The organism is Bacillus sp. FSL K6-0138, assembly GCF_037982765.1.
Classification (GTDB): domain Bacteria; phylum Bacillota; class Bacilli; order Bacillales; family Bacillaceae; genus Bacillus; species Bacillus glycinifermentans.
Genome location: NZ_CP150286.1, coordinates 2,146,977 through 2,170,084 on the forward strand (window position 1 = coordinate 2,146,977; position 23,108 = coordinate 2,170,084).

Sequence of the window (23,108 nt, forward strand, 5' to 3'; positions counted from 1 at the left end):
TCCTTTCTAAATAAGCTGTAATAAGACCGTTTTGATTATAGCATAACAAGACATCATTTGAATAAAGGTGATTTTGTGAAACTAAGAGCAAGCATGGACATTCAACTGAACGGATTTTTTTCCGTCCCGTTTACCGCCGACGACTGGATTGAAGTCAAAGATGCGGTGGCAATCGGCCGCCGGCTCGCGCAGAATCCGTATGTAGGTAGCCTTGAATTTGAGGATGAAAAGGGAGCTTTTTGGACGCTGAAGGAGCTTGAAAAATTAAAGGAAGAACTGGCGCATGAACCGGATGAAATCACGGTGTTTTTTGACGGAAGCTATGACAAGGTCAGCCAGCTGGCAGGCCTCGGAATCGTGATTTATTATTCCCTCGGAGGGGAAAGATACCGGTTGAGAAAAAACAAAAGCTTCCGGCTGACGACGAATAATGAAGCGGAATATGCCGCCCTCTATGAAGCCGTAAACGAGCTCAGGGATCTCGGGGCAAGCCGGAATTCCGTCGTCATTAAAGGAGACTCGCTTGTCGTGCTAAACCAGCTTGATGGAAACTGGCCGTGCTATGATCCGGTCCATTCGAAATGGCTCGATAAAATCGAAAAGCAGCTTAAAAAATTAAAGCTCTCGCCGACCTACGTTCAAATCAGCCGCAAAGACAATAAAGAAGCGGATCAGCTTGCGAAAAAAATGCTTGAGCATACCATTGTTGAAAGCCGCACGAAACTAGACAAATAACGGAGATGAAAGCCTTGGATAAGAAGGAGATCTTAAAAGAACTGACAGATCTGCAGGACACCTACTGCGAAGGGTGTTTTATCAAAAAACATTTCAGAAAGGAATACGGAAAAACGTATGCCCATGCATTTTGCATTACAAAATGCACGGTCGGGGAAAAGCTCCGCGCCTATGGAGAAGTGCTCACAAACAAAAACTGACGCCCGCGCCGCCCCGGGTGTCGGGCATCATTGAAAAAACCGCATGAAGCGGTTTTTTTGTTAGCGCTGTGCCTCATCAAGCTGATGTTCGCATTCGTTCAAGATGTCGAGCTGCTGCCTTAAAAAATCTCCGTCCAAAACGGATAATTCTTCGGTTTGCGACAGCTGTCTCGCATCTTCGATCGACCGGTACGCCGATTTCATTAATGTTGAACTTTTTTGCCTCGTGGCCATCCCTGTCGTTTTTTGAGCGGTTTCTACGGCTAATTCAAGCTGCTTCCGCTGATTGTACCCCGTTTCGATCGCATCATGATGTTCCTGATTCATGATCAACACCTCCGCGATTTATTTTTTCCTTAAAACAATGATATTTATGTGCAAAAAAAGAAAAAATATAATAAAATTAATCCGATATAACTATTGAGCCTAAAAAATATAAGTCTATATTACTAATTTGGGTATCTTATAGAAAAGGGGCCTGTGACAGTGGAAAGCAATGAATTGCAAACCGTTCTGCACAAGACATTTGTCGAGGTATATAAAGATTTGGAACAGCTGGTGGATATCGCAAAAAAAGGACGGCCGTCCTTGGAGAAAAATATTGAGGAAATCGAACAAAGGCTGAAACAAAACATTTTAGCCATCGAAATTCAGCTGAAAATTAAATAGGAGAGGCAAAGATGCCTCTCCTCTATTTGAAGTTTCATTTGTTCTTCATTCTGTTAAAGTTACAGCTTCACAACGTTAGATGCTTGAGGTCCACGATTACCTTCAACGATTTCGAAAGAAACTTCTTGTCCTTCTTCTAGAGACTTGTATCCTTCACCTTCGATTGCAGTGAAATGAACGAATACATCGTCTCCGCCTTCAACTTCGATGAAGCCGAAGCCTTTTTCATTGTTAAACCATTTTACTTTACCGTTTTGCATATTGCTTAATCCTCCTAGTACTGTAGCACAGTGTGCTAAAAAAATTTTCATCATCTAACGATGTTCTGCTAAATGATGGTTTCACTATACACCATCTCTAGAGGCTTCGTCAAGCTGTCAAGAGAAAAAAATGAACTTTTATGCTTTTTTAAGGAATTTCATTGCAATCGCTTTCAAATTATGGTTTTTTAAGCTTTGACGGAGCAAAGAAATTGAAACGTTTCACCGGGAGCTACGTATATAAGGAAACCATACATAGATGAGGAGTGTTGCTAAGATGAATCGTTATTCGATTGATGAATTTGTGGAAAAAACGCAGCAGGAGGATAAAGGGGAGGGGATGTTTGAGCTTGAGACTTCGCGTCTCCTTGAAGTGAATCTGGACGGGAAAGTATGGGCAAAGGCCGGCTCGATGATTTCTTACAGAGGACAAATCAAGTTTGAGCGGGAAGGTGTGTTTGAACACGGACTCGGGCGGATGATGAAAAAGGTATTGAGCGGTGAAGGCACTTCACTCATGAAAGCCGAAGGAAAGGGAAAGCTGTATCTTGCCGATCAGGGGAAAAAGATATCGATTTTAAATTTGGACGATGATTCCATTTTTGTAAACGGAAATGACCTGCTGGCGTTTGAGTCCGGCATGAAGTGGGATATTAAGCTCATGAAAAGAATTTCGGGGATGCTTGCAGGCGGGCTTTTCAACGTAAAGCTCGAAGGGACCGGAATGGCGGCGATCACGAGTCACTATGAACCGCTTACCCTGCTCGTTTCTCCGGAAAGCCCCGTATACACCGATCCGAATGCGACCGTAGCCTGGTCAGGGAATCTTGAGCCTGAATTTGTCACAGACGTCTCTTTTAAAACGTTTATCGGCAGAGGGAGCGGGGAATCCATTCAAATGAAATTTGCCGGACACGGGTTTGTCGTCGTTCAGCCGTTTGAAGAAGCATACTATACCGAATCATAAGAAAAAAACACTTGTTTTCACAAGTGTTTTTTTAGGGCTGCCTGTGTCCTGCTATGACAGGGCTCTGACAGCTTGCTGTTTATTCATGATGATCTCTGACTGCTTCACGATGTCGGTCAGAATGACTTCTGAAGAATTGGATAAGTGCAAAGCTTTGATGTTGCGTTTCATTTCGTTTAATTTTTGTTCATCCGCCAAAAGGGAAGACACGGATTCGAGAATTTCCTCATGCCGGTTTACGACGATGGCAGCGCCTTTGTCTTCGAAGAACAGAGCATTCTCTTTTTCCTGTCCAGGCACCGGTTTGTAGAGGATAACCGGAACGCCGATGGCGGTGGCTTCCGTGAGGGTGATTCCGCCCGGTTTCGTGATCATGCAGTCAGCCACGCGGAACAGCTCGTCAATTCTTTCGATATAGCCGAACGTTTTCAGCTTATCCGGATACAGTGCTTCAATTTCTTCGAGCGAGCTTTTCAATAACGTGTTTTTCCCGCAAACGACGACAACTTGGACGTCTTCTTTCACCATCAGGGATTCGCACAGCTCTTTCACGTTTTTGAGAACCCCGTGGGCGCCGGCCATGATCAGCAGAATCTTTTTATCGGGAGACAGCTGATACTTGGCGTAAATTTGATCTTTGTCCATTTCTTCTTCAAATTGACGGCGGATCGGAATGCCTGTAATTTTGACATTGTTTGGATGAGTGCCGATTTCGAGCAGCTTTTCCTTCACATAATCGGTCGCTACATAATATTTATCAATGTGTTCGTGAACCCAGATTTTGTGAAGGCAGAAATCCGTCATCACGTTAAATGTCGGGATCACTTTTCCCATTCTCCGCCTGTATTCAGGCACGACGATCATCGGAAACGTATTGATGATAATATCAGGCTCATGCTTTTTAACAAGCTGATCAAGCCGTTTGTTTCCCATCTTAAAATAAATATTAAACTTTCTTTTATTGTAAATTTTATCGACCCCATAGTAAAAAAGGCGATAAAACTGTTTGCCGATTGAAAAGCTTTTCAGATAAAGATATTGCGTGATTTCAGATACAATCGGATTCGATTCTTGATACAAATTCGAAACAGTTACATTCTTAAAGCCTAGTCTTTCACATTCTTGATGAAGCGTTTTGGCTACTTGAACATGGCCATTTCCATAATTTGCAGTCAAAATTAATATATTTTTGTTGGTATTCAAACATATTCACCTCAATTAATTCAAACAACAAGAGCTAAATGATAATAAAAACAGGAGTTAATGTCCACACATACCATACCATAAAATATTAGTTTAATTATAAATGAAGAACAAAAATTAAGGTATTTTTAAAGTTTGGATTCGCAGGAAAGCGTTGGTTTCCTGCGCTTTCCTGACAGCTGAAAACACCGGACCAAACTTCTTTTTTTATGGAAGACAAACCCAACTGTATTTTATCATATTTTACGCGTCTTGCATCAGACCAGAGCATGAGAATTTCATTTCCATTCATATGGCGTTTCCTGGTAAACGTAATAATTCAGCCAATTCATAAACAATAGAGTGGCATGGGCTTTCCAGCGGTTTACAGGAACCGAGCCGTCCGGTCCATCTTTAAAATAGTTCACCGGGGGATCAATTTCCATATTTTTGGCCAAATCTCTTTCATACTCCTCTTTAAGAGTATCGGTATCATACTCAGGATGTCCAGTTAAAAAAACCTGTTTTTCATCTTTTGAAGCAATTAAACAGACGCCTGCTTCATCCGATACGCTGAGCACCTTTAAATCTGGGACCGATTTTAGATCGTCCATGTTTATATCTGTATGCCTGGAATGCGGGACATAGTAGAATTCTTCAAATCCCCTGACCAATCTTTCAGTTTTCTCTAATATTCTGTGTTCAAACACGCCGAACGTCTTTTTCGGCAGCATTATTTTGCGTATGCCGTAATGGTGATACAGCCCGGCTTGAGCCCCCCAGCAGATGTGGAGCGTTGACGTGACGTTCGTTCTGCTCCAGTCGAATATCTCCCGGAGCTCGTTCCAATACGAGACATCTTCAAATGCCAGATGTTCGATCGGCGCCCCCGTAATGATCATGCCGTCAAATTTTCTGTCCCTTATCGAAGAAAAGGTTGTATAAAATTGCTCTAAATGCTGCCTTGCTGTATTTTTTGGTGTATGGGTAGACGGTATTAAAAAAGTGAAATATACCTGTAAAGGAGAATTTCCGAGCATCCTCAGCAGCTGTGTCTCCGTTTTGATTTTCTGCGGCATCAAATTGAGAATCACAATGTTTAAAGGCCGGATATCCTGATGGAACGCCCGATTTTCATCCATGACGAAAATATTTTCACTTTCAAGAATCTGCTTTGCTGGTAAATCGATAGGAATGTTGATAGGCAACACGCCACCTCCGGTTTTCTCCGCTGATTTTTCTTCATTATAGGAACTTTTTGGCGATATTTCAATGCGTGAATTGTGTTACAATGAAAGAAGTGTGTGAAAAATATGGAAACCATCATCTGATGAACCAGAAGGAGGCTCCTCTCGCTTATGAAAACCCATTTAACAGACATTGAAATCGCTCAAAGCACCAAATTAAAACCGATAACGGAAATTGCACGGAAACTCAGTATAGATGACGAAGAAATAGAGTGCTTTGGTTTCACTAAAGCGAAAATTTCCTTAAATATTTTTGATCGATTAGCGGATAAACCCGACGGAAAGGTGATTTTGGTAACTTCCATCAACCCGACGCCGGCCGGCGAAGGCAAGTCAACGGTCACCGTGGGCTTGAGCCAGGCGCTCTGGCAGGATGGGAAACGTTCGATCGTTGCGCTCAGAGAGCCGTCTCTCGGACCGACAATGGGCTTAAAAGGCGGCGCCGCAGGAGGCGGATACTCGCAGGTTCTCCCGATGGAAGACATTAATCTGCATTTTACCGGGGACATGCATGCGATAACAAGCGCAAATAATGCATTGGCAGCCTTTATAGACAATCATATTCATCATGGAAATGAATTAAACATTGATATCAGAAGAGTGGTTTGGAAACGGGCGCTCGATCTCAATGACAGAGCCCTGAGGGAAACCGTGGTCGGGCTGGGAGGCAAAGCGAACGGTTTTCCGCGGGAAGACGGTTTTGACATTACGGTCGCATCTGAAATCATGGCCGTTTTATGCCTTGCAACAGATTTGCAAGATTTGAAGAGAAGGCTTGCATCAATGATCGTCGCCTACACCGCTGACCAAAAACCGGTGACAGTCAAAATGCTCGGAGTGGAAGGAGCGCTCACCCTTCTCCTGAAAGACGCATTGAAGCCGAACCTCGTGCAAACCGTCGAGGGGACGCCTGCGCTTGTCCACGGGGGGCCGTTCGCCAACATCGCCCATGGCTCAAACAGTCTGATTGCGACTAAGATGGCAATGAAGCTTGCTGATTACGTCGTGACAGAAGCAGGATTCGGCGCTGATTTAGGGGCCGAAAAGTTTCTGCATATTAAAACGAGAGCGGGCCGGTTTACTCCTGGTGCAGTCGTAATCGTCGCCACGGTAAGGGCGCTGAAGATGCACGGAGGCGTCGCGCTACAAGACTTGAAGACCAGCGATCCAGGAGCCGTCAAAAGGGGAATTGCAAACCTTGCCAAACACATTGAAACGATCAGGGCCTTCGGCCTTCCGTATGTCGTTGGCGTGAACCGGTTTGTTCAGGATTCGGAAGCCGAGCTCGAAACGGTGCTTGACTGGTGCCGGGAAGAGGGCCATCCTGCTTCGGTGTGCAATGTGTGGGAAGAGGGGGGCAAAGGCGGTATTGAGCTGGCCCGTAAGGTCGTCAGTGTGCTGCATGAAAAAGAAAACCGATTTTCTTATCTGTACGAATTATCTGATTCGATTGAGGAAAAGCTGTCAAAAATCTCGCGGGTCGTCTACGGAGCAAAAGGCGTAAAATTCACGGATAAGGCGAAAAAACAGCTTGCCGAATTGGAAAAGAACGGTTTAGGTCATTTGCCCGTTTGCGTAGCGAAAACCCAGTATTCCCTTTCAGACGATCCGGAGAAGAGCGGAAGGCCGGAAGGATTTTTCATTACAGTCCGCGAACTGAAGCCGTCAGCAGGCGCCGGCTTCCTCGTCGCTCTGACCGGCAGCATTTTAACGATGCCGGGCTTGCCGAAGCGTCCAGCCGCGCTTTCCATGGACGTTGATGAGAACGGCCGGGCAAAAGGGCTATTCTAAAAGGAGCGATGAACATGTCCATTTATGATATCAGCGTAAAAACGATTAAGGGCGAGGAAACGACATTGAAGCCGTATGAAGGAAAGGTGCTTCTCATCGTCAATACAGCCAGCAAATGCGGATTTACCCCGCAGTATAAACAGCTTCAGGAGCTTTATGATGCATATAAGGACAAGGGGTTTGTCGTTCTTGGGTTTCCGTGCAATCAGTTCATGAATCAGGAACCCGGCGATGAAAAAAGCATCGAGGAATTCTGCAGTCTGAATTACGGGGTGACGTTCCCGATGTTTGCCAAAGTGGACGTGAAGGGTGAGCATATCCATCCGCTGTATATGCACCTGACGAGCCAGGCAAAAGGGATGCTCGGCACAAAAGCGGTCAAGTGGAATTTCACAAAATTTCTCGTCGATCAAACAGGTGAAACCGTCCAGCGGTTTTCGCCGCAGACAAACCCAAAAGAAATAGAAGAGACGATTCAAAAATGGCTCGGATGAAACAGCGAAAAAAAGAGCAGCTCAAAATGATTGCCGATTGGGTGAAAGAAAAGCTCGAAGATGAAGGGACAGGCCATGACTGGCTGCATATCACAAGGGTGCGGCGCCTGAGCCTTTTGATCGCGGAAGCAGAAGGCGCTGACCTGTTTATCACAGAAGCGGCCGCCCTTGTGCACGACCTGATCGACGAAAAATTATCCCCGCAGTACAAAATACCGCTTCGGGAACTGCGCCGCCAATTTTCAGGCTGGGGAATCGACAATAAAACAGCAGAAGAAATCATCGGTATTATTACGAAAATGTCTTTCAGAGACAGGGAAACATATAAAGGTGAAAAGCTTTCGGCAGAAGGGATGGCCGTACAGGATGCCGACCGCCTTGATGCAATAGGCGCCGTCGGAATCGCCCGAACCTTCATGTATGCCGGTGCAAAGGGGCATGCGATGTACAGGGAAGGCGCCCGGGACAAAGGCGTTCCGTCGGCTGTGGGGCATTTTTATGAAAAGCTTCTTCTTCTGAAGGATCTGATGAACACCGAAACAGGAAGAAAGCTGGCCGAGCATCGGCATGAGGTGATGGCCGGTTTCCTTCATGAACTTAAAAACGAGTGCGGATACGGCGAAGAAACCGCCTTGATAGATCAGGAATCACGGTTATGGTAGAATAAGACCCGGATCTTGATACAGAGGGGGACAACCATGAAGATTAAATCGATAGAACCGACACCGAGTCCGAATACAATGAAGGTTATATTAACCGAAGAGCTGCCGGGCGGGAAAAGCAACAATTATAAAAAAGGCCAGGCAGAAGGCGCTCCGCCTGTTATTCAGAAGGTTTTAAACATAGACGGGGTAAAGGGAGTCTACCATGTGGCAGACTTTTTAGCGGTTGAACGGAATGCCAGGTTTGACTGGAAAGATATTCTCCCGGCTGTCCGTTCAGCCTTTGGAATGGCTGAAACGGATGAAAACGGCGGAGCTTCGGAGGAAAAAGAGTCGTTTGGCGAGGTCAAAGTATTTGTGCAGATGTTCAGCGGCATCCCGATGCAGGTCAAACTGACGGACGGTGAACGCGAAGAACGGTTTGGCCTTCCTGAACGGTTTCAGGAAGCGATCTTTAAGCTGAAAACCGCGTCTTCCAATGTCGTCCTTGAGCGGTCGTGGAAGGAGCAGGGCGTCAGGTTCGGAGATTTTTCAGAAATCGGCCGTGACGTGACGGAAGAGCTTCAAGCGGCTTATGATGAAGAGCGTCTTCAGAAATTAACGGAAGCGGCCGCATCACACAATAAAGAAACCGAAAAGCAAGCCGTGCAAAGAAAATCGTACAAGGTGACGCTTGACATGCTGGATGATGAAGATTGGCAAAAGCGCTATGCGCATCTGGAGCAGATGGATCCGAAGGAAGAGGACATCCCGGTGCTTGAGAAAGCGCTCAATGACCCGAAAACATCCATCAGAAGGCTTGCCGTCGTGTATTTAGGCATGATCGAAACGCCGGACGTTCTCCCGCTGTTATATCAAGCGCTTGAGGATAAAACGATCACGGTGAGAAGAACTGCCGGCGACTGCCTCTCAGATATCGGAAACCCGGATGCCATTCCGGCGATGGTAAAGGCGCTGAAAGACCCGAGCAAGCTCGTCCGCTGGAGGGCAGCGATGTTTTTGTACGAGGTCGGCGACGAAAGCGCGCTTGCTGCGCTCAAAGAGGCTGAAAACGATCCGGAATTCGAAGTCAGCCTGCAAATTAAAATGGCGATCGAACGGATCGAGCACGGAGAAGAGGCAAAAGGTTCCGTCTGGAAGCAAATGACGGAAAGCCGCAAAAAAGAAAACCGGTAAAAAGGCGCTGAGAGCAGCGTCTTTTTATTTTGACCGAAAAAAGGCGCTTATTCCGGCCGGTGCAGAACTATGATAAAGACAAGCGTCCTGTTAGAAAATATCACTTTTTCTATAAAAATATTTCGAATATTGTTGAAAAAAAACCTGAAAATATATATAGTAGGTAGCAATCATATCCGAATGTTTGAGGTCTGATAAATGGGGAGCGGTTATCAGATTGAAAAACAAAATCAGCCATCAGCTTGAAAATCCATAAAAAGAAGCTTTAGACAGACTGATAAAACTGAATATTCGGAATATACAAAGAAAGTTTAGGAGGATCATCATGACAGGTTTACGCAGTGACATGATTAAAAAAGGGATCGACAGAGCGCCGCATCGCAGTCTGCTGAGAGCGGCCGGGGTAAAGGAAGAGGACTTCGGCAAACCGTTTATTGCCGTTTGCAACTCATATATTGACATCGTGCCCGGTCATGTCCATTTGCAGGAGTTTGGAAAAATCGTCAAAGAGGCGATCAGGGAAGCGGGCGGTGTTCCGTTTGAATTTAATACGATCGGCGTCGATGACGGCATCGCGATGGGGCATATCGGAATGAGGTATTCCCTTCCTAGCCGCGAAATCATCGCCGACTCCGTCGAAACGGTCGTTTCGGCCCACTGGTTTGACGGGATGATTTGTATTCCGAACTGTGACAAAATTACGCCGGGCATGCTTATGGCGGCGATGCGGATCAATATTCCGACCGTTTTTGTCAGCGGAGGGCCGATGGCTGCCGGAAGAACGAGCGACGGACGGAAAATCTCGCTTTCTTCTGTATTTGAAGGCGTAGGGGCTTATCAATCCGGCAAAATAGACGAAAAGGGCCTGGAGGAGCTCGAACAGTTCGGCTGTCCGACTTGCGGATCGTGTTCAGGCATGTTCACGGCCAACTCGATGAACTGCCTGTCGGAAGCCCTTGGACTCGCGCTGCCAGGAAACGGCACCATTTTGGCAACGGCACCGGAAAGGAAAGAATTTGCGAAGCAATCAGCGCGCCAGCTGATGGAGCTGATCAAAAAAGATTTAAAACCGCGTGACATCGTCACCGAAAAAGCGATCGACAATGCGTTTGCCTTAGACATGGCGCTCGGCGGGTCGACCAATACGATCCTTCATACGCTGGCGATCGCAAACGAAGCAGGCATTGAATATTCGCTTGAACGGATTAATGAGGTTGCAGCAAGAGTTCCTCATTTATCAAAGCTTGCTCCCGCATCTGATGTGTTCATTGAAGATTTGCATGAAGCAGGAGGCGTCTCCGCGGTCTTAAACGAGCTGTCCAAAAAAGAAGGCGCCCTTCACCTGGATACGATGACGGTAACGGGAGAAACGCTCGGCGATAATATTGAAGGATGCGAGGTCAAGGACTACGAAGTCATTCATCCGATCGATCAGCCGTTTTCAGAACAGGGCGGGCTTGCCGTGCTGTTCGGCAACCTGGCGCCTGACGGGGCAATTATCAAAACCGGAGGCGTTCAGAACGGCATTACCCGCCACGAAGGCCCGGCGGTCGTCTTTGATTCGCAGGAAGAAGCGCTTGACGGCATCATAAACAGAAAAGTAAAAGCGGGAGACGTCGTCATCATCCGCTATGAAGGTCCTAAAGGCGGACCTGGAATGCCTGAAATGCTTGCGCCGACTTCCCAGATCGTCGGAATGGGTCTCGGCCCGAAGGTCGCGCTGATCACAGACGGCCGTTTTTCCGGAGCGTCGCGCGGGCTTTCAATCGGCCATGTGTCACCGGAAGCTGCCGAGGGCGGACCGCTTGCATTTGTAGAAAACGGCGACCATATTGTCGTTGATATCGAAAAACGGATATTGAACATCGAGATTTCCGATGAAGAATGGGAGAGAAGAAAAGCGAATTGGCCGGGCTTTGAGCCGAAGGTCAAAACAGGCTACCTGGCCCGTTATTCGAAGCTTGTGACGTCTGCAAATACGGGCGGCATCATGAAGATCTAGCGGTTTTTCGTTCGGAAGTTTGAAATTCATCCCCCTCTGTAGTATCCTTTACATCAGTAGTGTAAGGTAAATAGAGGGGGCTTTTATATGTCAACAGCATACGAAGAATACATGCGCCAGCTCGTTGCTCCGATGCGTCAGGAACTGGTGCAGGCCGGCTTTAAAGAGTTAACGAACGAAGAGGAAGTCGAGAATTTCATGGAAGCTGCCGAGGGCACAACGTTTGTCGTCGTCAATTCGGTTTGCGGATGCGCCGCCGGACTGGCAAGACCAGCAGCCGTTCAAGCCGTTTCCGGAAGCGACCGCGGGCCCGATCAGACCGTAACCGTGTTTGCCGGTCAGGATCGTGAAGCAACTGCAAAAATGAGGGAGTATTTTAAAGGGTTTGAGCCTTCTTCCCCTTCCATGGCGCTTTTAAAAGGAAAAGAGGTCGTTCACTTTATTCCGCGTGAAGAAATCGAAGGCCGCGAGATGACAGAGATTATGAAAAACATTACAGATGCTTTTGAAAAACATTGCTAGAATGCCCTTTTTTCAAGGGGATTTTTTACGGAGAAAAAGATGATTGTTACGACAAGCTACAGACCGGCAGAAGACACGATATTAACGGCAAAAAAAATCAGCGGAACGCTCAATGCCCGATTTTCCGAGCGGAGAAAACGGCCGATCTATCAAATCAGGGAAACGGAGCAGGATGACGTCCTTGTGGTTGGAAAAGAGCGCTTTGAGCTTTATCACTCAGACGGTGAAAAGTTTTTCTTCCATCCAAACTCGGCCATGTTTCGCGCCAAGCGGCTTTTGAAAGGGGAGACGGATCCGTTTGTCGAAGCCACTCAACTTACGCCCGGTGACAAGGTGATCGATTGCACGCTCGGCCTTGCTTCTGACGCGATCATCGCAAGCTTGGCCGTCGGGAAAGAAGGTACGGTTTTCGGAGTGGAAAAAAGCCCGCTTCTTGCATTTCTTGTAGAGAGCGGACTTCAGACATGGGAGACCGACCTTTCCGCTTTGAATCAGGCGATGAAAAGAATCCGCGTTACATCGGGCGACAACCTGGAATACCTTCGCCGGCTCGCTGATGATTCAGCAGATGTCGTTTACTTTGATCCCATGTTCGATGAAGGTATAGCGGCATCTGACGGCATTGCTCCCTTAAGGAAGCTGGCACACGCCGATTTTAATCTTTCGGGATGTGTAGAGGAGGCTCTTCGCGTTGCCAGAAAAAGAGTTGTCCTAAAAGACCATTGGAAGAGCCCGCGTTTTGAGGCTTGCGGCTTTGACGTAAAAAGGCGGAAAACCGCGCTTTTTCATTACGGCGTTTTGGAACTTGAACAAACCCAAGGGGAAAAGCCCTTGGGTTTGTTAGTCCGCGATTTCCATGACGATAAAATAAGCGAGGGTAATAAGCGAAGCTGTAATGAAAAGTCCTTCAACCATTAAGGATCACTCCCAATTTTGGAATGTTCTTCTTTGATTGTAAACGTTTTATTGATAAAAGAAAAGGTGCTTTTTCTCTTATTAAACGACAGAATTGATAAAACATTCTGATTTTAATGTTGACAATGCAGATGTGCTGGCTTATGATTGCATATAAATTCAATCATAACAAGCGAAGATTGGAAATAGTAGAAGGACAATAAGCTTTCAGAGAGCTGATGGGTGGTGAGAATCGGCACTTATTTCCTTTGAACTCATCCAAGAGCTGCACCCTGAACACCGATTGGCTAAGTAGGGGGAGCCGGAATTCTGCCGTTATACAGATAGGCGGTGATAGCCGCCGAAACAGAGTGGATTAATGACGGATTGATTAATCAATTAGAGTGGTACCGCGAGCAAAGCCTCGTCTCTATAAATAGAGACGGGGCTTTTTTTATACACCAATATGACAAAGGAGTGGTTTTGAGATGACAAGAAAAATTTGGGTGTTCGATACAACGCTTAGAGACGGAGAGCAGGTTCCTGGTGCGAAGCTCAACCTTTATGAAAAGCTGGAAGTTGCCAATCAATTAAAAAAGCTCCGGGTCGATATCATCGAAGCAGGTTTTCCTTCATCATCGGCCGGCGATTTCAATGCTGTGAAAGAAATCGCGAAAAAGGTAGGGAAGGCTGACGATGTGATCATCACAGGGCTGGCGAGGGCAGTAAAAGCTGATATAGATGCGGTTTATCACAGTGTGAAATACGCCGAACATCCGTTGATCCACATCGTGCTGGGCACTTCTGACATTCATATTGAAAAGAAATTCGGAAAATCAAAAAGCGAAATCATGAATATCGGTGTAGATGCAGTAAAATACGCCAAAACGCTTATGCCGGATGTGCAGTACTCGACAGAAGACGCTTCACGCTCCGACTTTGAATATTTATGGTCGACAATTGAGGCTGTTGTAAAGGCGGGAGCAACGATGATCAATATCCCTGATACGGTCGGCTATGCAGATCCGGAAGAGTTTGGCGAATTGATTTTCAAAATAAACGACCGCTTGAAAAACGTAAATGACCGGGTGCTTCTCAGCGTCCATTGCCACAATGATCTTGGCATGGCAACTGCCAATACGTTAGCTGCCATTAAAAACGGTGCAGATAAAGTGGAGTGCACGATCAATGGAATTGGCGAACGGGCCGGAAACGCTGCTTTGGAAGAAGTTGTGATGGCGGTGAACATACGCCGGACATTGTATCAGGCGTTCACGAATATCAACACAAAAGAAATTATGAATACATCCAGGCTTGTCAGCAGCTTGATGGGGCTTGATGTACAAGTGAATAAAGCCATAACCGGGGAAAATGCTTTCGCTCACTCGTCAGGCATCCACCAGGACGGTTTGCTGAAATCCAGGGATGCATATGAAATTATGAACCCGGTTGAGGTCGGCCTCGATGATATGGAACTCGTATTAACAGCCCGCTCCGGCCGCCACGCGGTGAAAAACGCGCTCGGGAAAATGGGGTTGCATCAGTTAACCGATCAGCAATTTGAAGAAATATTTGAAGCGTTTCTCAAACTGGCCGATACAAAAAAAGAAGTCTACCAACACGATTTATATGTCATCGCAGAGAACTATTTCGCAAAACATCATTCCCATGATCAAGACAAAACAGGGCACAGCAGGCATTTTTATGAGCTTATCGATTTGCAGGTCATCAGCAATTTTCATTTTCCGTCTGCCAGTGTGAAAATAAAACAGAATGAGCAAATCTTCCAATCGAGCGCTGTCGGTTCAGGCCCGATCGAGGCATTGTACGCCGCTATCACAGAAATCGCGGATTTCGATATTAAATTGATTGAATACAAGATCACGAGCGTATCAAGGGGAAAAGATGCCTTGGGGAAAGTCAGCATTCAAGCTGAATATAAAGGGGAAACTTACTCAGCCAAAGCAACGGATACCGATATTATGAAAGCGAGCGCTTTAGCTTACATTCATGCAATCAATCATATCGTGGTCGATCGCTTGCTTCAGGTGAAATGAATCAACGGGAAGGTTATCGAAAAAGTACAGCGCAATTGTTAGAACTGGGGTTTTTAAATGAGATGAAGCACGGTCGGATGCGGGACGGAAGCCGATAAAGCAGTGCTTGTGATTGGAAGCGGACAAACCGGATTGATAAAGCTAAAAAGAGAAATCCGCCGGGAAAAGGCCGAAAAGACGCAGGAGCAGTCGAGAAACACGCAGGCCAACCGGAGGTGCAGCGGCCGTTTGGCTTGTGTGTTTCAGGTGAAAACCTCCTTTAATATGGGGAGATCTGGACAATCGAAGGCCCTGCTTCAGCCTGACGCCGGATGAGTTTTTGAAGCTCGCGGAAGGAGAAATTGTACGGGTAAACGGTCTTTCGGGATAACCGTTTTAGCTGACTGAAAATTCAACATATGATAGAATAAGAGAAAACGAATGTGGTCAGAAGGGAACTAATCGGCGATGAAGATGTGGATGAGAAAAGCTCTTGTAGCCTTATTTACAATTGCGACGTTCGGCCTTGTATCACCTCCTGCCGCTCTGATGGCGGACAAGCCGTCAGAGCATCAGAACATCAAGCAGCAGACGGGATATACGGCCGTATATGAAAACAGGGAAGGTTCCCTGTCTGACGGGGAGCAGGAACAAAAGCCTCCGTTTGACTCCTATATGACTGGGCTGCTGAATGATGCCGAAGATCAATCTTTTGCGAAGTTCGGGGACAAGATATCGCAAAAGATTGAAGATGAGTACAGAGAAGAAGTCCTTCCAAAGATCGAAGAAGTGATCGTCAGCCATCTGATGACGCTGAAAGACGATGAGGCATACCAGGATCTTGTGATTTCAAAAAAGCCGACACCGGGAAAATCGGAAAAAATCTTTCACGTGTATAACCGCAAAACAGGGGAGGATGTTTTAAGGTTTCACGTCAGAAGGGATCAGCCGCCCCAGCAAGGCTACTGGTTTAATTTTCATTATCACAGCGCAGAGGACGGCTTTCAAAAACACCATGACCTCGGAAGCATTTACTGGGACCGCAATACGCCGCCAAATTGGATGAGTCATTAAAGGAGATGCATGACAGATGAAAAAATATACGATGAATGAAATGGTGCACCTTACAAAAAACATGCTGAATGAACGCGGCGTCACCATTGAAGACATCGCGCTCATCGTTCAAAAACTGCAGGAAAAATACCATCCTGACCTGCCTTTGAGCGTTTGTATTGAAAATGTCGAAAAGGTTTTGAATAAACGGGAAATCATCCATGCCGTTTTAACGGGTATAGCGCTTGATCAGCTTGCGGAAAAGAAGCTTTTGCCAGAACCGCTTCAATATTTAGTGGAAACGGATGAACCGCTTTTCGGAATAGACGAAATCATTCCTCTGTCAATCGTCAATGTTTACGGATCGATCGGACTTACCAACTTTGGATATCTGGACAAAGAAAAATTCGGGATCATTAAAGAGCTGGATGATTGTCCGGACGGTGAGGTCCACACATTTCTTGACGATATCGTGGCTGCGCTGGCGGCTGCGGCGGCAAGCCGGATCGCCCACACTCATCAAAAGCTCCAGGACGAAGAGCAGGAAGAGAAAGCCGGACATCCGAGCGTGCACGGGAGTCGATAAACCGCCGAAAGGCGGTTTATTTATTTTGTTCACCTTTTCTGAAAAATGTCTTGTTGCCAAAGGCCAAACAAGATACACTACAAAAGGATGAAAAAAGTGAAACGAAATCAGATGTATACCGTCATATGTTTAGGAACGGAAAGGACGGGGAATACAAGCTTCATCAGCCGCCTGCTACGATGCTAAACCCCGGAAAGAGATGCCTCTTTACGCCAAAACCGCTATACATAGCAATCTTGATCATCCGTAAAGAAACCTGAATTATTCATAAAGGAGGCTGTCATACGCATGATTTCATTTATTTTTGCGATGGACCGGAACCGTCTGATCGGTAAAGACAATGATCTACCTTGGCATCTGCCGCGGGACTTAAAATATTTTAAAGACGTAACAAGCGGACATACCGTCATCATGGGAAGAAAAACGTTTGAATCGATCGGAAAGCCGCTCCCGAACCGAAGAAACGTTGTCGTGACAACAAATGGGGAGCTCGATCTGCCGGGCTGCGAAATGCTGCATTCGGCAGACGAAGCTGTGCGTTTTGCCAAAGAAAGCGGAGAAGAATGTTTTGTGATCGGCGGTTCAACGCTGTATACAGAACTGCTTCCTTATGCCGATAAGCTGTATATGACGAAAATTGATGAAGCGTTTGAGGGAGACCGTTATTTCCCGGAATTCAGCGAAGACGAGTGGGAAATCGTTTCGAGACAAAAGGGTGTAAAAGATGAAGAAAACCCTTATAACTACGAATTCCTCGTTTATCAGAGAAAAGGATAGAGAGGAGGGAATTTGGTGTTTCGCTCTTGTTTTTTGGCGATCTATGTAACCTATATGCTGTTAAAGCACATCAGATTGCTGTATGAGCTTCAGACGCTCGATCCGCGGATTTCTTATGCCAATCAGATGCGGGCTGTGTATGACAAGCCGAAATCTTTCATGCGCGGGTGTGTCGGGTTAACTGGATCAACCGTCTCCATTCACCAGTCCGGCAAGACTCCGGCAGGTCCTGTGCTGTATGTTCATCCGAAGCTTACGCTTGCAGATCTGGCTATTCTGCTCGGCCACCTGGATAAAACGCCTTCTTTTTTCGCGGAACCTCGTGCATTTCGATACCCGCTTATCGGGCAATGGCTGAACAAAATGGCCGCTATTAAAAAAACCGGAGACCCAAACGAAGCCGCTGAAAAAATAGAAGACATCGTTCGCAAAGGTCAAAGCTTCATCCTTTCCGAGGATGACGGGATTGATTATGAAGCTTTGGCAGGCAGGCTCGGCATCCTTGTTGTACCGGTTGAGACGGCAGGTGTCGGGGACATGCAAAAAGGGTCGTTTTTTAAACGGCTGAGACCTGCGGATATCGATCTGACGATTCATCAGGCTTACGCTATTTCTGAAAAAAAGCAGCTTCGGGCATAACGCTTAGGAAGCGCAAAAACACCGGGCACATTATAAGCCCGGTGTTTTTTTATGTTATACAAAAGGTACATTTGCAACGTAGAAGAGCACGCAGAAAAACATAGACGCGCTTCCCCCGAGGACAAACGTATGCCAAATGGCATGGTGGTAAGGAATTTTCCGCCATAAATAAAAGATCGTTCCGACGGAGTACAGGATTCCTCCTAAAAGGAGGAGCGCAAAGCCTTTGCCGGTTAATGCCTCATAAAGCGGTTTGATCGCAATGATCGCCATCCAGCCCATCAAAAGATACATCAAGGTGCTTACGACGATAAAGCGCTTGACGAAAAAGATTTTAAAAACGATCCCGCATACGGCAAGGCTCCAGACGACCGCAAGCATCGTATAGCCGAGAGGGCCTTTTAGAGGGCCGAGAACCAACGGTGTGTAAGTGCCCGCGATCAATACATAAATGGCTGAGTGGTCGATAATTTCCAATATATCTTTCGTTTTCGGATGCTGTATGCTGTGCAAGAGGGTTGAACTTAGATACAGAAACAGCATGGAGGCTCCGAAAATCGAAAAGCTGACGACATCAAGCGGATTGCCGTAGCGCACCGCGAAAATCACCAAAAATACGATCGCAGGGATGGACAGCAGGACGCCGAGTCCGTGTGTTACGGCATTGGCGATTTCTTCTTTAATTGTGTACATCAACATACACCCTTTCTAATCCTGAATGATATGATTTTTTAATGAGCTTAAAAAACGCAGCCCCTCAAGCGTTATTTTCGTTCCGGCTCTTCCGCGGCCTTTTGTGACGTATTCCCGTTTTTCGAGGTAGTCGAGTCTATTGCGGACCTGCTGCGGAGTAAGCTCAGACTTTCCGTTTTTGCTTTTTTCTGAAAGGATTCTCCTGCTTGCAGGCTCTCCTTTTTCATTCAGTTGTTTGATCGTTTCGAGCAAAAACGCAAATTCCTCTTTTTCCATCATCGTCAAGGATGCCGGCGCGTTTTTTTTGTCTTTTGTTTTCTTCTTATCAACCTGCTCCCGCAAGGCGGGCGGAATGTCATAAAGCTGAACGGTTGTTTGGTCTGAGACGGTTTTCATATAATCGGCCATATTTTTCAGCTCTCTTACGTTTCCTTGAAACTCGTATTGCTCCAAAGCCTTCCAAACGACAGGTTCGACATAGATGTCATGGTCTCCGCTCTTCAGGAAATGATGAACGAGAAGGGGAATGTCGCTTTTACGCTCACGAAGAGGAGGCAGCGGCAGGTCCAGCACGTTTAGTCTGTAATACAGATCCATGCGGAACTCATCGTTTTCAACGCGTTCTCTGAGCGGGACGCTCGAGGATGAAATAATCCTCGGGCCGGTCCCTTGTTCAATGGCGGCCAAAAGCTTTCCCTGAAGGGACAAAGAGAGGCCCCACACCTCATCGAGAAACAGGGTTCCGGGATCCAGCCCGGAATCGTGAAAAAGTTTGTCTTCCAATTCTTCTTCACATGCTGCGCTGCAGTTCACTTGCAGAAACGGACCGCCGGCAAAAGGTGATTCATAGTGGATGGCTTTTGCAAACAGCCCTTTTCCCGTCCCTGTTTCCCCTGATATGTAGACCGGGTGAACGGATTCGGCAAATCGTTTGGCTCTGTTTTTTGTCTGTACAAAAGAATCGTCTTCACCGATCAAGTCAGCGAAAGTGATCGAAGGACAAGTGTATTGGATCATTGTTAAACTCCTTTTGGTTTCAATTGGTTCTATTATAACACCCAATTGAAACAAATAAAACTTTTTTTGCAAAAACAATCTTTTTGAATGAAACGGTTCTTGCAGTCGTATATATGGATAAAGCGGTGAATCGTTAAAAAAGTCTGCAAATAAAATAGAATTGCTCTTTAAATTTTGAATATTCATGATATAATGGCGTATTAAATAAAGCTTTATAAAGAAAGGATCCTATAAATGAAACCGTTGCTTAAAGAAGACTCTCTCATCCAAGTCAAAGACATTTTAAAAGCACACCAAAACGTAAAAGATGTTGTCATTCATACCCCTCTTCAAAAAAACGAGAGGCTGTCTGAGAGGTACGATTGCAACGTTTATTTAAAAAGAGAGGATTTGCAGGTTGTCCGCTCATTCAAACTGAGAGGCGCATATAACAAAATGAAGCAGCTGTCAAAAGAAACGACGAAAAACGGCATCGTCTGCGCAAGCGCCGGCAACCATGCCCAGGGCGTTGCATTTTCGTGCAAGCACCTCGGCATCCACGGGAAAATTTTTATGCCGTCTACAACGCCGAGACAAAAAATATCCCAGGTTGAGCTCTTTGGAAAAGATTATGTCGAAATTATTCTGACCGGTGATACATTCGATGATGCTTATCAAAGCGCTGTATTATGCTGTGAAGAAGAAGGACGCGCATTCATCCATCCGTTTGACGACCTTGACGTGATGGCCGGACAGGGAACGGTTGCCGTTGAAATCTTAAATGATATTGAAGCAGAGCCGCATTATTTGTTTGCCAGCGTCGGAGGAGGTGGCCTTCTTTCAGGGGTGGGAACCTATATGAAAAATGTGTCCCCTGAGACGAAGCTGATCGCGGTCGAGCCAAAAGGAGCGCCTGCTCTGTTTGAGTCCAATAAAAAAGGCGAAGTTGTCATGCTCGCCAAAATCGACAAATTCGTAGACGGAGCCGCCGTACAAAAAATCGGCGACCAAACCTTTAAAACGCTCGAAGCCGTCGTCGATGACATTTTGCTCGTTCCGGAAGGCAAGGTCTGCACATCCATTCTCGACTTGTATAACCAGTGCGCGATTGTCGCGGAACCGGCCGGGGCTTTGCCGATTGCCGCTTTAGATCTTTACAAGGATGAAATCAGAGGGAAAAATGTCGTCTGCATTGTCAGCGGCGGAAATAACGATATCGGCAGAATGCAGGAAATCAAGGACAGGTCGATGATGTACGAGGGCCTCCAGCATTATTTTATCGTCAATTTTCCGCAGCGGGCCGGGGCGCTGCGCGAATTTTTGGACGAAGTACTCGGGCCGAACGACGACATTACACGGTTTGAATATACAAAGAAAAACAACAAAAGCAGCGGGCCGGCTCTCGTCGGCATCGAGCTGAAACAGCGCGAAGATTATGAACCGCTCATCGACAGAATGAACCGAAAAGGATTCCGCTACGTTGAAGTCAACAAGGATGAAGGGCTCTTCAACCTGCTGATTTAAGACATTTTTTTGAATACATCGCATCATTTCCGGACAAAGCTTCCCGGTATTATGTATAATATAATAAAGAAAATATCCAATAAAAGAGGATTGATACCTTGTTACTCAAAAGCCTAGAGTTCAAACGATCGGATGGACAGCAGGTGAAGGTGACGGAAATACCATTGTTAAAGGAGGACGACCCGCACTTTTTTATGGCGAAGCTGAGGCTTGAAGCGTATTTAAAAGAGCTGTATGATTCGAGGCGGACAAAAAGCGTCTACTCCTTCAGGGAATATTTAAAACGGGCATTAAAATGGCGGGATTACCTCGCGATTTATCAGCAGGAAGAACTAAAACATAATGCATAGCATGCAAACATTCTTTGCCAGCCTAAGCCAATGGCCGGCAAAGAATTTTTCATGCGGTTTTTGCGCCACATGGAATCGACAGGATGTGAAAAGGATTGGCAAACATTAAGATCGTAACGGATTCGACTGCGGATCTGAGCAGGGAAACGCTTCGCAAATACGGTATTTCCGTACTGCCGCTTTCCATAGCAATTGACGGAAAGATTTACAGGGATCAGCTTGATATACAATCTGATGAATTTATTGAGAAGATGGGAAAAGCAGCTGAGCTTCCGAAAAGCTCCCAGCCGCCTTTGGGGGCTTTTATCGACTTATACGAAAAACTGACCGAAGACGGGAGCGAAGTGATCAGCATTCACCTTTCAAGTGAACTAAGCGGAACGTATCAGACGGCTGTATGCGCTTCAAAAATGGTTGACGCATCGATTACGGTAATCGACTCGATGTATATTTCAAAAGGCTTAGGTTTTCAGGTAGTGAGGGCAGCGGTCCTTGCCGGGCAGGGATTGACGGCTGCAGCCATAGCGGAGGACCTTGAACGGCTCAGACACCGCACTTCTCTGTATGTGACGATCGACACTCTTGAAAATTTGATCAAAGGGGGGCGCATAGGCAGAGGGAAAGCGCTGATCGGTTCCTTGCTGAAAGTAAAGCCGATCGCGAGGCTTGAAGACGGGATTTACACGCCTGAAAAAAACGTCCGCAGCAGCGCTCAGCTCATTAAATATTTAACAGGCCAATTCCTTTCGGCCGTAAAAGGAAAAACCGTTCAGGCGATCGGCATCGCCCATGCAGATGCGCTGGAGCTGGCGCATAGACTGAAAGCTTCATTGCTTGAGCATGTTCCGGGGATGGACATCGACATTTTATGCACCACGCCGATCATATCGGTTCATACAGGAAAAGGAGCGATCGGTTTCACCTTTTATACCGACTGACAAAGGGGATGGGGAAGGATTGAAAAACGTTTTCGGCGCACTGTTTGCCGGTATTGTCATCGCTTTGTTATCCGCCTGTGGCACCAGTAAAATTGAAGACCCGCTGAATTATGATGTACAGTCTTTTTCTTTTCAAAATCAAGATCATAAAACGGTATCGCTCGACAGCTTAAAAGGAAAAGTGTGGGTCGCGGACTTTATTTTTACGAACTGTGAGACCGTTTGTCCGCCGATGACCGCGCACATGACAGAACTGCAAAAGCAAATGAAAGAAGAAAACATACAAGCCCGGATCGTCTCGTTCAGCGTCGATCCCGAAAACGATACGCCGGAAAAGCTGAAAAAATTCGCGGCGAACTATCCGCTGTCTTTGGACAATTGGGATTTTTTGACTGGATACTCGCAGGCTGACATCGAAAAGTTTGCGCTGAAAAGCTTTAAGGCAATCGTCAAAAAGCCGGAAGACGATGATCAGGTCATTCATCAAACCTCATTTTATTTAATCGACCAGGAAGGGAAAGTCGTCAAAGATTATGACGGTGTTAAAGATACGCCGTATGAAGATATCATCGCAGATATTAAAACTCTTGAAAAACGCTGAACATAGTATGCTAAAGCCTGTTTTTCCCCGCCGGAAAACGGGCTTTTTGCCGTGCGATTTTCAAAAGAAACAAAACGTGTTACACTTTCTTTTAGGTGATAAAGAAGGAAGGGG

At 46.2% G+C, this 23,108-nt stretch carries 26 protein-coding genes, 2 pseudogenes and 1 other annotated feature; of the genes and pseudogenes, 21 read left to right on the plus strand and 7 right to left on the minus strand.

The annotated features are described in order from the left end of the window. The first annotated feature begins 75 nt into the window (after positions 1–75). Both MHB78_RS11370 and MHB78_RS11375 read left to right on the plus strand, forming a co-directional pair. Positions 76–757 (plus strand): annotated as a pseudogene (locus tag MHB78_RS11370) (reverse transcriptase-like protein). Beyond that, positions 750–935 carry a zinc-finger domain-containing protein gene (locus MHB78_RS11375; RefSeq protein WP_046129625.1) on the plus strand — a complete coding sequence of 62 codons (186 nt, stop codon included), beginning with the start codon at positions 750–752 and terminating at the stop codon, positions 933–935. The pseudogene MHB78_RS11370 and the gene MHB78_RS11375 overlap by 8 nt, the downstream one beginning before the upstream one ends. Before the next feature lie 60 nt (positions 936–995). Here MHB78_RS11375 and MHB78_RS11380 read toward each other — a convergent pair whose 3' ends face one another. Beyond that, positions 996–1,262 carry a DUF2564 family protein gene (locus MHB78_RS11380; protein ID WP_046129624.1) on the minus strand — a complete coding sequence of 89 codons (267 nt, stop codon included), beginning with the start codon at positions 1,260–1,262 and terminating at the stop codon, positions 996–998. A 159-nt stretch (positions 1,263–1,421) separates the two neighbouring features. Between MHB78_RS11380 and MHB78_RS11385 the strand changes: the two genes are divergently transcribed. Further along, positions 1,422–1,604 (plus strand): hypothetical protein, encoded by a 183-nt coding sequence (locus MHB78_RS11385; protein ID WP_003182837.1) that lies wholly within the window; start codon positions 1,422–1,424, stop codon positions 1,602–1,604. Between the two features lie 59 nt (positions 1,605–1,663). Here the strand turns inward: MHB78_RS11385 and cspD are convergent, their stop codons facing one another. Further along, positions 1,664–1,864 (minus strand): cold-shock protein CspD, encoded by a 201-nt coding sequence (gene cspD / locus MHB78_RS11390; protein WP_003153604.1) that lies wholly within the window; start codon positions 1,862–1,864, stop codon positions 1,664–1,666. A gap of 277 nt (positions 1,865–2,141) precedes the next feature. On the opposite strand from cspD, the gene MHB78_RS11395 reads away from it, so the two are divergent. Next, entirely contained in the window at positions 2,142–2,831 is a 690-nt protein-coding gene (locus tag MHB78_RS11395) for an AIM24 family protein (protein WP_046129623.1), read from the plus strand. A 51-nt stretch (positions 2,832–2,882) separates the two neighbouring features. On the opposite strand, the gene MHB78_RS11400 is transcribed toward MHB78_RS11395, so the two are convergent. The 3 genes from MHB78_RS11400 to metA all read right to left on the minus strand — a co-directional run bounded on the left by MHB78_RS11400 (position 2,883) and on the right by metA (position 5,221). Then, positions 2,883–4,034 (minus strand): diglucosyl diacylglycerol synthase, encoded by a 1,152-nt coding sequence (locus MHB78_RS11400; protein WP_046129622.1) that lies wholly within the window; start codon positions 4,032–4,034, stop codon positions 2,883–2,885. 97 nt (positions 4,035–4,131) lie between these two features. Beyond that, the gene (locus tag MHB78_RS11405) at positions 4,132–4,326 is read right to left on the minus strand and encodes a hypothetical protein (RefSeq protein WP_046129621.1); all 195 of its coding nucleotides are present in this window, start codon (positions 4,324–4,326) and stop codon (positions 4,132–4,134) included. Then, positions 4,313–5,221, minus strand: coding sequence for a homoserine O-succinyltransferase (gene metA / locus MHB78_RS11410; RefSeq protein ID WP_046129620.1), 909 nt, complete (start codon positions 5,219–5,221; stop codon positions 4,313–4,315). The genes MHB78_RS11405 and metA overlap by 14 nt, the downstream gene beginning before the upstream one ends. Positions 5,222–5,371: 150 nt before the next feature. On the opposite strand from metA, the gene MHB78_RS11415 reads away from it, so the two are divergent. The 13 genes and pseudogenes from MHB78_RS11415 to MHB78_RS11475 all read left to right on the plus strand — a co-directional run bounded on the left by MHB78_RS11415 (position 5,372) and on the right by MHB78_RS11475 (position 17,892). Then, positions 5,372–7,051, plus strand: a complete 1,680-nt coding sequence (locus MHB78_RS11415) for a formate--tetrahydrofolate ligase (RefSeq protein ID WP_046129619.1) — start codon at positions 5,372–5,374, stop codon at positions 7,049–7,051. A 14-nt stretch (positions 7,052–7,065) separates the two neighbouring features. Beyond that, the gene (locus MHB78_RS11420; protein WP_046129618.1) at positions 7,066–7,545 is read left to right on the plus strand and encodes a glutathione peroxidase; all 480 of its coding nucleotides are present in this window, start codon (positions 7,066–7,068) and stop codon (positions 7,543–7,545) included. Then, complete coding sequence (locus MHB78_RS11425) at positions 7,542–8,207, plus strand: HD domain-containing protein (protein ID WP_046129641.1); 666 nt, start codon at positions 7,542–7,544, stop codon at positions 8,205–8,207. The genes MHB78_RS11420 and MHB78_RS11425 overlap by 4 nt, the downstream gene beginning before the upstream one ends. 36 nt (positions 8,208–8,243) lie before the next feature. Continuing rightward, a complete protein-coding gene (locus MHB78_RS11430; protein ID WP_046129617.1) occupies positions 8,244–9,383 on the plus strand; it encodes a conserved virulence factor C family protein in 1,140 nt (379 codons plus the stop codon). A gap of 325 nt (positions 9,384–9,708) precedes the next feature. After that, a complete protein-coding gene (ilvD, locus tag MHB78_RS11435; protein ID WP_046129616.1) occupies positions 9,709–11,385 on the plus strand; it encodes a dihydroxy-acid dehydratase in 1,677 nt (558 codons plus the stop codon). Positions 11,386–11,472: 87 nt separating this feature from the next. Then, positions 11,473–11,907, plus strand: a complete 435-nt coding sequence (locus MHB78_RS11440; RefSeq protein ID WP_046129615.1) for a BrxA/BrxB family bacilliredoxin — start codon at positions 11,473–11,475, stop codon at positions 11,905–11,907. A gap of 42 nt (positions 11,908–11,949) precedes the next feature. Beyond that, a pseudogene (locus MHB78_RS11445) lies at positions 11,950–12,711 on the plus strand (class I SAM-dependent methyltransferase); the annotation flags it as partial. Positions 12,712–12,988: 277 nt separating this feature from the next. Next, positions 12,989–13,236, plus strand: a binding site (T-box leader). Positions 13,237–13,289: 53 nt separating this feature from the next. Next, positions 13,290–14,858: a 2-isopropylmalate synthase gene (locus MHB78_RS11450; protein ID WP_046129613.1), complete on the plus strand. Its 1,569-nt coding sequence runs from the start codon at positions 13,290–13,292 to the stop codon at positions 14,856–14,858. 102 nt (positions 14,859–14,960) lie between these two features. Next, entirely contained in the window at positions 14,961–15,173 is a 213-nt protein-coding gene (locus MHB78_RS11455) for a hypothetical protein (RefSeq protein WP_046129612.1), read from the plus strand. Positions 15,174–15,305: 132 nt separating this feature from the next. After that, complete coding sequence (locus tag MHB78_RS11460) at positions 15,306–15,911, plus strand: YpjP family protein (protein ID WP_046129611.1); 606 nt, start codon at positions 15,306–15,308, stop codon at positions 15,909–15,911. A gap of 16 nt (positions 15,912–15,927) precedes the next feature. Continuing rightward, the gene (locus tag MHB78_RS11465; protein WP_046129610.1) at positions 15,928–16,476 is read left to right on the plus strand and encodes a phosphatidylglycerophosphatase A; all 549 of its coding nucleotides are present in this window, start codon (positions 15,928–15,930) and stop codon (positions 16,474–16,476) included. Positions 16,477–16,764: 288 nt separating this feature from the next. After that, positions 16,765–17,253 carry a dihydrofolate reductase gene (locus tag MHB78_RS11470; protein WP_046129609.1) on the plus strand — a complete coding sequence of 163 codons (489 nt, stop codon included), beginning with the start codon at positions 16,765–16,767 and terminating at the stop codon, positions 17,251–17,253. A gap of 15 nt (positions 17,254–17,268) precedes the next feature. Then, positions 17,269–17,892: a hypothetical protein gene (locus MHB78_RS11475; protein ID WP_046129608.1), complete on the plus strand. Its 624-nt coding sequence runs from the start codon at positions 17,269–17,271 to the stop codon at positions 17,890–17,892. A gap of 54 nt (positions 17,893–17,946) precedes the next feature. Here MHB78_RS11475 and MHB78_RS11480 read toward each other — a convergent pair whose 3' ends face one another. Together MHB78_RS11480 and MHB78_RS11485 are read right to left on the minus strand one after the other, a co-directional pair. Next, the gene (locus tag MHB78_RS11480; RefSeq protein ID WP_046129607.1) at positions 17,947–18,585 is read right to left on the minus strand and encodes a hemolysin III family protein; all 639 of its coding nucleotides are present in this window, start codon (positions 18,583–18,585) and stop codon (positions 17,947–17,949) included. A gap of 15 nt (positions 18,586–18,600) precedes the next feature. Continuing rightward, positions 18,601–19,602 (minus strand): sigma 54-interacting transcriptional regulator, encoded by a 1,002-nt coding sequence (locus MHB78_RS11485; RefSeq protein WP_046129606.1) that lies wholly within the window; start codon positions 19,600–19,602, stop codon positions 18,601–18,603. 234 nt (positions 19,603–19,836) lie between these two features. Here MHB78_RS11485 and ilvA point away from each other — a divergent pair, with 234 nt between their 5' ends. The 4 genes from ilvA to MHB78_RS11505 all read left to right on the plus strand — a co-directional run bounded on the left by ilvA (position 19,837) and on the right by MHB78_RS11505 (position 22,994). After that, positions 19,837–21,105: a threonine ammonia-lyase IlvA gene (ilvA, locus tag MHB78_RS11490; protein ID WP_046129605.1), complete on the plus strand. Its 1,269-nt coding sequence runs from the start codon at positions 19,837–19,839 to the stop codon at positions 21,103–21,105. Between the two features lie 98 nt (positions 21,106–21,203). Then, entirely contained in the window at positions 21,204–21,455 is a 252-nt protein-coding gene (locus MHB78_RS11495) for a YpmP family protein (RefSeq protein WP_046129604.1), read from the plus strand. Positions 21,456–21,550: 95 nt separating this feature from the next. Next, complete coding sequence (locus tag MHB78_RS11500) at positions 21,551–22,393, plus strand: DegV family protein (protein WP_046129603.1); 843 nt, start codon at positions 21,551–21,553, stop codon at positions 22,391–22,393. A gap of 19 nt (positions 22,394–22,412) precedes the next feature. After that, positions 22,413–22,994: an SCO family protein gene (locus tag MHB78_RS11505; protein WP_046129602.1), complete on the plus strand. Its 582-nt coding sequence runs from the start codon at positions 22,413–22,415 to the stop codon at positions 22,992–22,994. The last annotated feature ends 114 nt before the right edge of the window (positions 22,995–23,108 follow it).

Bases quoted from the DNA above. Each gene is read 5' to 3' on its own strand.
- MHB78_RS11380 (WP_046129624.1), bottom strand. From the start codon at position 1,262: ATGAATCAGGAACATCATGATGCGATCGAAACGGGGTACAATCAGCGG.
- MHB78_RS11440 (WP_046129615.1), top strand. From the start codon at position 11,473: ATGTCAACAGCATACGAAGAATACATGCGCCAGCTCGTTGCTCCGATG.
- MHB78_RS11430 (WP_046129617.1), top strand. From the start codon at position 8,244: ATGAAGATTAAATCGATAGAACCGACACCGAGTCCGAATACAATGAAG.
- MHB78_RS11395 (WP_046129623.1), top strand. From the start codon at position 2,142: ATGAATCGTTATTCGATTGATGAATTTGTGGAAAAAACGCAGCAGGAG.
- MHB78_RS11415 (WP_046129619.1), top strand. From the start codon at position 5,372: ATGAAAACCCATTTAACAGACATTGAAATCGCTCAAAGCACCAAATTA.
- MHB78_RS11420 (WP_046129618.1), top strand. From the start codon at position 7,066: ATGTCCATTTATGATATCAGCGTAAAAACGATTAAGGGCGAGGAAACG.
- ilvD (WP_046129616.1), top strand. From the start codon at position 9,709: ATGACAGGTTTACGCAGTGACATGATTAAAAAAGGGATCGACAGAGCG.
- ilvA (WP_046129605.1), top strand. From the start codon at position 19,837: ATGAAACCGTTGCTTAAAGAAGACTCTCTCATCCAAGTCAAAGACATT.
- cspD (WP_003153604.1), bottom strand. From the start codon at position 1,864: ATGCAAAACGGTAAAGTAAAATGGTTTAACAATGAAAAAGGCTTCGGC.
- MHB78_RS11485 (WP_046129606.1), bottom strand. From the start codon at position 19,602: ATGATCCAATACACTTGTCCTTCGATCACTTTCGCTGACTTGATCGGT.
- MHB78_RS11480 (WP_046129607.1), bottom strand. From the start codon at position 18,585: ATGTACACAATTAAAGAAGAAATCGCCAATGCCGTAACACACGGACTC.
- MHB78_RS11450 (WP_046129613.1), top strand. From the start codon at position 13,290: ATGACAAGAAAAATTTGGGTGTTCGATACAACGCTTAGAGACGGAGAG.
- MHB78_RS11470 (WP_046129609.1), top strand. From the start codon at position 16,765: ATGATTTCATTTATTTTTGCGATGGACCGGAACCGTCTGATCGGTAAA.
- MHB78_RS11405 (WP_046129621.1), bottom strand. From the start codon at position 4,326: ATGAATGGAAATGAAATTCTCATGCTCTGGTCTGATGCAAGACGCGTA.
- MHB78_RS11460 (WP_046129611.1), top strand. From the start codon at position 15,306: ATGAAGATGTGGATGAGAAAAGCTCTTGTAGCCTTATTTACAATTGCG.
- MHB78_RS11465 (WP_046129610.1), top strand. From the start codon at position 15,928: ATGAAAAAATATACGATGAATGAAATGGTGCACCTTACAAAAAACATG.
- MHB78_RS11425 (WP_046129641.1), top strand. From the start codon at position 7,542: ATGAAACAGCGAAAAAAAGAGCAGCTCAAAATGATTGCCGATTGGGTG.